Source organism: Sphingomonas epibiotica, from assembly GCF_039615155.1.
Classification (GTDB): domain Bacteria; phylum Pseudomonadota; class Alphaproteobacteria; order Sphingomonadales; family Sphingomonadaceae; genus Sphingomonas.
In genome coordinates this window covers 731,023-738,403 of the sequence record NZ_JBDGHY010000001.1, presented here as the reverse complement: position 1 = coordinate 738,403, position 7,381 = coordinate 731,023, and the positions used below count along the sequence as shown (strand labels likewise).

The 7,381-nt window shown below is 64.2% G+C and carries 7 protein-coding genes and 1 tRNA gene; 3 read left to right on the top strand and 5 right to left on the bottom strand.

The genetic code is table 11. The features are described from left to right. Window positions 1-147: 147 nt before the first annotated feature. Window positions 148-1,074, bottom strand: coding sequence for an IS110 family RNA-guided transposase (locus AAIO73_RS03570; protein ID WP_345876282.1), 927 nt, complete (start codon window positions 1,072-1,074; stop codon window positions 148-150). 227 nt (window positions 1,075-1,301) lie between these two features. Here AAIO73_RS03570 and AAIO73_RS03565 point away from each other — a divergent pair, with 227 nt between their 5' ends. The 3 genes from AAIO73_RS03565 to AAIO73_RS03555 are packed head-to-tail and all read left to right on the top strand — an operon-like array spanning window position 1,302 to window position 3,213. Next, window positions 1,302-2,045, top strand: coding sequence for a hypothetical protein (locus tag AAIO73_RS03565; protein ID WP_345876280.1), 744 nt, complete (start codon window positions 1,302-1,304; stop codon window positions 2,043-2,045). Next, window positions 2,042-2,614: a papain-like cysteine protease family protein gene (locus tag AAIO73_RS03560; RefSeq protein ID WP_345876279.1), complete on the top strand. Its 573-nt coding sequence runs from the start codon at window positions 2,042-2,044 to the stop codon at window positions 2,612-2,614. The genes AAIO73_RS03565 and AAIO73_RS03560 overlap by 4 nt, the downstream gene beginning before the upstream one ends. After that, window positions 2,614-3,213 carry a hypothetical protein gene (locus tag AAIO73_RS03555; protein WP_345876278.1) on the top strand — a complete coding sequence of 200 codons (600 nt, stop codon included), beginning with the start codon at window positions 2,614-2,616 and terminating at the stop codon, window positions 3,211-3,213. The genes AAIO73_RS03560 and AAIO73_RS03555 overlap by 1 nt, the downstream gene beginning before the upstream one ends. Before the next feature lie 12 nt (window positions 3,214-3,225). Here AAIO73_RS03555 and AAIO73_RS03550 read toward each other — a convergent pair whose 3' ends face one another. The 4 genes from AAIO73_RS03550 to recJ form a co-directional block, all read right to left on the bottom strand. Beyond that, the gene (locus AAIO73_RS03550; RefSeq protein ID WP_345876277.1) at window positions 3,226-3,456 is read right to left on the bottom strand and encodes a hypothetical protein; all 231 of its coding nucleotides are present in this window, start codon (window positions 3,454-3,456) and stop codon (window positions 3,226-3,228) included. Between the two features lie 54 nt (window positions 3,457-3,510). Next, on the bottom strand, window positions 3,511-5,328 hold the full coding sequence (locus AAIO73_RS03545; RefSeq protein WP_345876345.1) for a DUF6538 domain-containing protein: 1,818 nt from the start codon (window positions 5,326-5,328) through the stop codon (window positions 3,511-3,513). 94 nt (window positions 5,329-5,422) lie between these two features. Then, a tRNA-Glu gene (locus tag AAIO73_RS03540) sits at window positions 5,423-5,497 on the bottom strand. A 65-nt stretch (window positions 5,498-5,562) separates the two neighbouring features. Further along, on the bottom strand, window positions 5,563-7,326 hold the full coding sequence (recJ, locus tag AAIO73_RS03535) for a single-stranded-DNA-specific exonuclease RecJ (RefSeq protein ID WP_345876275.1): 1,764 nt from the start codon (window positions 7,324-7,326) through the stop codon (window positions 5,563-5,565). Between the last annotated feature and the right edge of the window lie 55 nt (window positions 7,327-7,381).

Sequence of the window (7,381 nt, the reverse complement as noted above, 5' to 3'; positions counted from 1 at the left end):
ACCACCGCGTCACGCTTGAACGCTTCGCTGAAATTCGCCTTCCCCATCATCGCCTCCTGTCCTCGAAATTAGGATCGAAGGCGTCCAGAAATCTAGGGGCTACTCAAAGTGGCAAAATTCTGAACGACTCAGGGGCAACTGTGATGTTCATGCGAGAGCGATAGGCTGTCGCTTTCGGATCATGGCGTTGAGGATGACGAGGAGTTGCCGTGCGACGGCGATGAGGATCGTCTTGGGCGCTTTGCTTTTGGCGCGCATCCTGTCGCGCATGGCGGTGAGGACGGGGATGCGTCGTGAAGCGTTGAGGGCGGCGATGTAGAGGGCTTCGCGAACCTTTCGCCGCCCACCCCATATGCGTCTGGCACCGCGCCATGTCCCACTTTCGCGGGCATGCGGGGCGAGGCCTGCGAGGGAAGCGATCTTGCGACGGCAGAGCGTACCGAGCTCGGGGAGTTCACCGAGCAGAGTGGCGAGGACGGTGGGTCCGATACCAGGAACGGCGGTCAGGAGCCGGGCCTGTTCGGACAGGGCCTGATCCTGAGCGATGAAGCCTGCGATCTGTCGTTCGAGATCGGCAATCTGCTGGCCGAGCAGAGTGATCATAGCTTCGATGGCTTGGGCGATTTCGGGCTGACCTGCGCTGTGGCGATGGAGCTTTTCGGCTTTGCGCATGTCGACCAACTGCCTGCGACGGCGCAAGAAATCGGCCAGGCGCGAACGGGCTGGGCTGAGTGGGATGGTAGCGGGCAGGTCCAGCGCCGCGCCCATCTGCGCCAGGACACGGGCATCGACGCGATCGGTCTTGGCCAGCGTACCGGTGGCTCTGGCAAACTCGCGGGCTTGGCGCGGATTGACGCGTGAAAAGGGATGGCCACGTGTCGCCAGCGCAGCAATCAGGTCGCCGTCGCAGCCGCTGGTAGCCTCGAAGACGAGGCGGATGTCGTGGTCGAGCGTGTCGAGCCAGGTGGTGATGGCATCTGGTGTATTGGCGATCTGCCCGATCCGACCTGATGGCAGTTCGCAGATGTCGATAAGGGCACGCGAAAGGTCGCAGCCGATGACGGCCTGTGGCATGGGTAAGGCTCCTGTCCATGTCGTGCGGGATCGGTAGTTCCAAGCAACTGTTCAGGGTTGTGACCAACGCGGAAGGGACCCTTGCTCCCTATCGGGCTCCAGACCCTCGGGGGGGACGGGCTCCCTTCCGCAACCTCTTCATACCAGCATCACATCAGACAGGGGGGGAAGTCGGTATGAAATTTTCGAGCCTTTTGCCTGCGGTTCTCCTTTCGGGATGTGCCGGCGTGTCGTTCAATCAGCTTAATCCGGACCTTTCGGCCAAGAACGCACCGGAAGGAGCAGTCTATTATCTTCCCAAACCCGTTCTGCTTGTGAGCGTCGATCCGAAGGCCGCAGGCGGCGAAAGCAATCCCGGACAGCCAGGTGTGCTGCCAGCGCCGGCTGCGCCAGCGGCGCCGCCTGCCGGCCCGCCGCGCCATGCACCTGCTGCGCCGCCGCCGGCGCCGGGCCCGGCAGGCGGTTGGGGTGGTGGTCAGGTCGGCGGTGCCGATGACGCCACTAAGTCTAAGGATAGCGCCGCCGCGCCCGCGGCGGACGGCTCCGATCAAAGCTATTCGGTTGCCGTGCCGGGCTACACGCTCAAGCTCATCTATCTGCCGGATCGTTCTCGGCCGATGCGCCTCTCGGTCCATGCCGGCTTCGGCACGGCGAGCTTGAAGCCGACGCTTCAGAATGGATGGATGTTGACCGGGTTCGATGCGGCTGCCGACAGCAAGGCTTCCGAACTCCTTGCCTCTGTGGCGCAACTGGTAACAGCCGCCAAGGGGCCTGCTGCCGCCGCAGAAGCGTCGACCAAGGGCGGCGGGGCCGGCGGTAGAGGCGAAGCGGCCGACAGCGGCATTCTACGTCCGGGCCTCTACGACTTCAAATATGGTGATAAGGGTCAGTTGGTCGGTCTCTGTCCGCTCACCTATTTCACGAGCCGCGGCCCGATCACCCCGAGTGAAGCGCCGGAAGTCTGCAAATGAAGCCATTGCAGGCTAGTTTCCCTAACCGCCAGATTGGGGCTTTACGGGAGGTCCACCCTTTTGCGGCGCCGATCGCAGTCGATTTCGTCGTCGAATCTCAAGGCCACATGACCAATTGGTGCTGGGCGGCCGTGACGTCCAGCATCTCGCGCTACTATCCGGCACCGCCGGGCAAAAGCCAGTGTGAGGTCGCGCGCATGGAGGTTGGCGCCCAGCTCCATGTTGATTGCTGCGTGTCGCCGGGCGCATGTGACGTGACATGGTATCTGGATCTTCCACTGCAGCACGTCGGCCATTTCCACGCGCGCGCTGGTAGCTGGGTGCAGCCCGCCGCGGTCGCGGCAGAGCTGCAAGCGCATAACCCGTTGCCTGTACGCGTAGAGTGGCGCAGCGGCGGCAGTCACTTTCTCGCTATCTACGGGATGCAGGACCTCGGTGGTGGCACTTTCCAACTCTGGCTGACCGATTCGATCTTCGGTGTCAGCTCCATATCCGGTGTGGCATTCGTCAATGGCGGCTACCAAGCAGCGGGCGGGCGTTGGGCTGACAGCTACTCGGTGAAACCCTGATGACGATCCAATCTGAAACCTTTGATGGCGATCTTCCGGGCCTTGCCGAAGCCCTGTCGTCAGCCCTGCCGGCGATCGCCCCAAATCGGCTCGTTGCCTTTGCCGAGGAGGCCGAGCCAACCCTGATTGGCCCCTTCGCCGCCTATTCCGCCGATCCGCGCACATTTGTGGAAAACGGCGAGGCCGAGCGCGGTGGCTGGCGCGGGCTGGTGATGCACGCCGAGGCACCGCTTGCCGTCGTAGATGTCCATCTCGGGGAGGAAGCGGGGCCTTCTTACGGGTTTCGTGGCTCCGAACCGGCCGAGGCGCTTGCTGAGGCGCTCGCTGTCGCCCAACGGTATGAGGATGGCGAGACAGTCAATCGCGTGCGCTGGCTTACCCTGCCAGAAATCTACGTCACCGCACTCTGGCTGACCGGCCCTGCCAACCTCTTTATTACGACGCGGATGGGGTCCGCCGAGCGGCCTCCGATCGAGGTGGTCGGTGCGGAAGACTTTCTGGGGCGTGTGCGTGCGTTGATCGCATTGACCGCCCGGAACGATGTCCGGCCGGCGGAAGAAACGGGATCGGTCCGTTCCGGCATGCGCGCGCGCGACTGAGCTTCTCTCAAGCTAGATCTGATTGATCTGCGGTGGCCGCATCGACGGCGGCGCGCTGCTGGGCCAACTGCGCGGATGAGCCCTCTCGGACTGCTTTCCAAACTTGGGGCGGCGAAGGTTAGGCGCACCGGTGCAGATCTGCTCAATGATTCGTAAATGACGGGTTTTTGCCATAGCTGCCGTACTGGCGCAGGTCTTGGAACGGCTCCAGTTGGTCGGTAGCCGCCGCTCATTGTCGTCCATCAGGGCGGGATACATATCATGCAGCACGTGAAGTTTGAATCGCCGCGCTGGTCCTCATGTCATTGTTCGGCCCGTTGCGATCACCGGTTGCCAATCGACCGAAGGGTACTGAATCTTCTCTACAGCGTGGCGGAGTACTGTCATTGCGGCACCGCGCCCATACAGCGTGCTGACGGATCCATCTGCATGGCCGAAGAGCAGATCGACGATTTCCCTTAAAACCTTGCCCCGCACGGCGCGCTTCCCGGTGTGGCGAAACGAGTAGAACACCAGTTCCGGATCGGACAGGCCGATTGCATCAAGGAAATCGTTCAGCACCCGCGACAGGCGCTGTGTCCGGCTGCCATAGGCATTGGATTCGAGTTCGGGAAACAGCCATTCCGCGCCTTCCGCTCGGCGCGCGTTCACCATATCGAGGAAGCCCGCTTCAAGCAGCGTCGAATGCAAGGGGATGTCCCGCTTGGCGCTGGCGGTCTTCATCCGCTTGGCTGGCCCCTCTTGCTCCTGGCGGACGCGCAGACGATCGGGTTCGATGGCAATGTATGGGATGCCATCGTCGGTCTTGATGTTGCCCGGCCGCAGTTTGCCCAGTTCTTCGAGGCGGCAACCGGTGAATGCGGCGAGCATTAGAACCCAGAACAGCGTTCGCGGCGCTACCCCGTCACGTTCAGGCAGAGGAGCGTTAAAGATTCTTGCCATATCCTCCGGCTCGAACGGGAGGCGCGGATCCTGCAAATAGTTTGTTGGCAAGGATTTCACCGTCTTGGCAACATTGTCCTCGATGACCTCCATTTCCTCGACTGCGTGTTCGAGGGTCACCCTTATGGCTGAAAGTGCCTTATTGACGGTACCATTCGCTAGCTTCGGTAATCCCTCAGCTTCGGCTAATTCGACCTGTTCTAACAAGGGGAGCGCGGTAACCTTCTTCTTTGCCCGACTGGGAAGTCCGGAACAGGTGCGGCGATAGGCGCGTACCATCGATGCCGTGATCTGATCGACGGGTGGGTCGTCATGAAGCTGGACGAACCGATTCACGGCGGTTCGCCACTCGTCGACGAGTTTGGCGTCGCGCGGCTCGAACTTTGCCCAAGCTTCATAGACCTGGCTGATGGTCGGCACCGTCTTGGCTGGCGGTGTCGGCAGCTGTGGTTCGTTCGCGAGTTGGGAGAGCGCGGGGACGACCGCCCCGGAGCCTGTCACAAGTACCGAGGGTGGTAGGATGCGGCTCCGTGCGGGATCGATGCTGAGGGCGCAGGCGGCGCAGAGCCTGTCGAGGTAAGCGCGACCAATTGCCTCATAGAGTTCCGGCGCCAGCGGCAAGCTGAGGGCGTTCGCGGAGGCCACCGCTGCGATCAGCCACTCGATCGGATCGAGGGTGGGGAGGGTGGCAACCCGCTGTAGCGTCTCCAGCCAGGGCAGGGGCATGAAGTCGGGCACCGCATTCAACATGGCGGTTCGGCTTGCATGATCCCGCAGATCATCAAGGCCCGGCGGCACGCCGAAGTCGTAGCGGGCACCGGGCGCATGGTCGATCAGGCCGTTGGCATATTCGAATGCCCCGAGCTCGAGCGCGGCGAGCTTCTGCGCCACGCCGCGGAGTTGCTCGTCCGACTCTCCGTCGAGAAAATCGTCGACCATCACACGTGCCGAGCGGAGATGCCGGCTGGCCAAGGCGCGACGGGCGGCGGCAAGCTTCTGCTCATAGATCACGGCATGCGGATGGTAGCGCTGACGGGCTTCGTCGGGATCGCGGGTCTCGAGGGTGCGCTTATACTCGCTCGAGGCGCCATCGAAGAACGGTCGCAGTGCGGCGGGGACGACCCGTCGGAAGTAGAAAATGCCGGTGCGAGGATCTTCGAAAGGGGTGGCCATACGGATCACTTTGTCGCATCCTTTGTACACAAGGATGGGTAAAGCGTCCATGAAGACCGCATACACCGCGCAAATCCGCCATTTTGGCGGGCGCTGGTGACCCCTACGGGAATCGAACCCGTGTTTCAGCCGTGAAAGGGCCGCGTCCTAACCGCTAGACGAAGGGGCCGTGAAGGCGTGGACGGGCTGTTAGGGGAGGGTTGGCGATCGGTCAACACACTTTTGCATTTTTTGTTAGTCGGCCCATGCCATGTCGTCGATGTGGAGTTCGGCGGCGGGGCGACTGCCCCAGTCGTCGAGCTTTGCCCGGCCCGCCAGCCAGACGCGGCGGTGCGCGGGGGCGCCGAGCAATGCTGCACCGAGATCGGTCTCCGCCTGACGAAACGCCACGCCCTTGAAGCGCCGTCCATCGTCGCCGGTCAGGATCGCGCGGACATGGCCGTTCCCGACGATGTCCGCCTTCACGATCCGCACCGGCCCGGCGGCGACGCGAGGCGAGGGCCAGCCCATGCCATAGGGGCCGCCGGCCTCCAGCGCCTCGATCAGCGAGGGGCTGACCCCGCCCGGCGCCAGAACCGCATCGACCAGCAATGCGCGGTCTTCGCGCGCCTTTTCGACCGCATCCGCCATTCGTTCGTGCAGAAAATCGGCAAGCGCGGGGATCGCCGTCTCTGCCACCGTCACCCCCGCGGCCGCCGCATGGCCGCCACCTGCGCTCAACAGCCCCAGTTCCTTCGCCGCCAAGATCGTCGCACCCATGTCGACACCGGGGATCGACCGGCCCGATCCCTTGCCGACGCCATGTTCGTCGACGGCGATGACCAGCACCGGCCGGCCGAGCTTTTCCTTGAGCCGCCCGGCGACGATGCCGATGACGCCCGGATGCCAGCCGCGTCCCGACACGACCACGCAGCCGCGCGATTCCTGCGCGCGCGCCGACAAATCGGCCTCGGCCTGCACATCGCCCTCGATCGCGCGGCGTTCCTCGTTCAGCCGGTCGAGTTCGAGGGCGAGCGTGCGCGCCTCCTCCGGGTCCTGTGTCGTCAGCAGGCGGACGCCCAGATCCGATTTGCCGACGCGTCCGCCGGCATTGATGCGCGGTCCCAGCGCGAAGCCGAGATCGGTACAGGTCGGCGCACGGGTCAGGCGCGACGCCTCGATCAGCGCGGTAAGGCCGATATTGCGCCGCCCGGCCATCACTTTCAGCCCCTGCGCGACGAACGCCCGGTTCAATCCGCGCAATTGCGCGACATCGGCGACGGTGCCCAGCGCTACAAGGTCGAGCAGGTCGAGCAGGCGGGGTTCGGCGCGGGATGCGAAAAAGCCCCGCGCGCGCAGGGTGCGTAGCAGCGCCGCCCCGAGCAGAAAGGCGACCCCGACCGCCGCGAGATGCCCATGCGCCGCGCCTTCGCCTTCATCCAGGCGGTTCGGGTTCACCACCGCCAGCGCCGGCGGCAACTGCGTCGTACATTGGTGATGGTCGACCACCAGCACATCGACCCCGGCCCCTTGCGCGGCGGCTAGCGCGTCGAACGCCTGCGCGCCGCAATCGACCGTGACGATCAGCGTAGCACCTTCGCCTGCGAGCCGCAGCATCGCCGGGGCATTCGGGCCGTAGCCCTCGGTTTGCCGATCGGGGATATAGGGGCGGGCGCTCAGGCCCAGATCGCGCAACAGCCGCACCATTAGCGCCGCCGAGGTTGCGCCATCGACGTCGTAATCGCCGAAGATCGCGACCGGTTCGCCCGCCATCACCGCGTCGGCGAGGCGTTCGGCGGCGCGGTCCATGTCGCGGAAAATCGACGGGTCGGGCATGAACTGGCGGATGCTGGGCGCCTTGTGCGCGTCCAGACCTTCGCGGGGACAGCCGCGTGCCAGCAGGATACGGGTGACGAGGTCGTCGGCGACGAACCCTTCGTCGCACACATCGCCCTCCAGCCCCCGCCAGCGCCACGGCTGGCCGAGGATGGAGCGATGCACATTGAGTACGGAACGCATCGCCGCGATGTACTCTGTGCTGCCAAGGCGGTCCAGCGGGGCGCATCCCCTCTGG

Bases quoted from the DNA above. Each gene is read 5' to 3' on its own strand.
- AAIO73_RS03545 (WP_345876345.1), bottom strand. From the start codon at position 5,328: ATGGCCACCCCTTTCGAAGATCCTCGCACCGGCATTTTCTACTTCCGA.
- recJ (WP_345876275.1), bottom strand. From the start codon at position 7,326: ATGCGTTCCGTACTCAATGTGCATCGCTCCATCCTCGGCCAGCCGTGG.
- AAIO73_RS03550 (WP_345876277.1), bottom strand. From the start codon at position 3,456: ATGGACGACAATGAGCGGCGGCTACCGACCAACTGGAGCCGTTCCAAG.
- AAIO73_RS03570 (WP_345876282.1), bottom strand. From the start codon at position 1,074: ATGCCACAGGCCGTCATCGGCTGCGACCTTTCGCGTGCCCTTATCGAC.
- AAIO73_RS03555 (WP_345876278.1), top strand. From the start codon at position 2,614: ATGACGATCCAATCTGAAACCTTTGATGGCGATCTTCCGGGCCTTGCC.
- AAIO73_RS03560 (WP_345876279.1), top strand. From the start codon at position 2,042: ATGAAGCCATTGCAGGCTAGTTTCCCTAACCGCCAGATTGGGGCTTTA.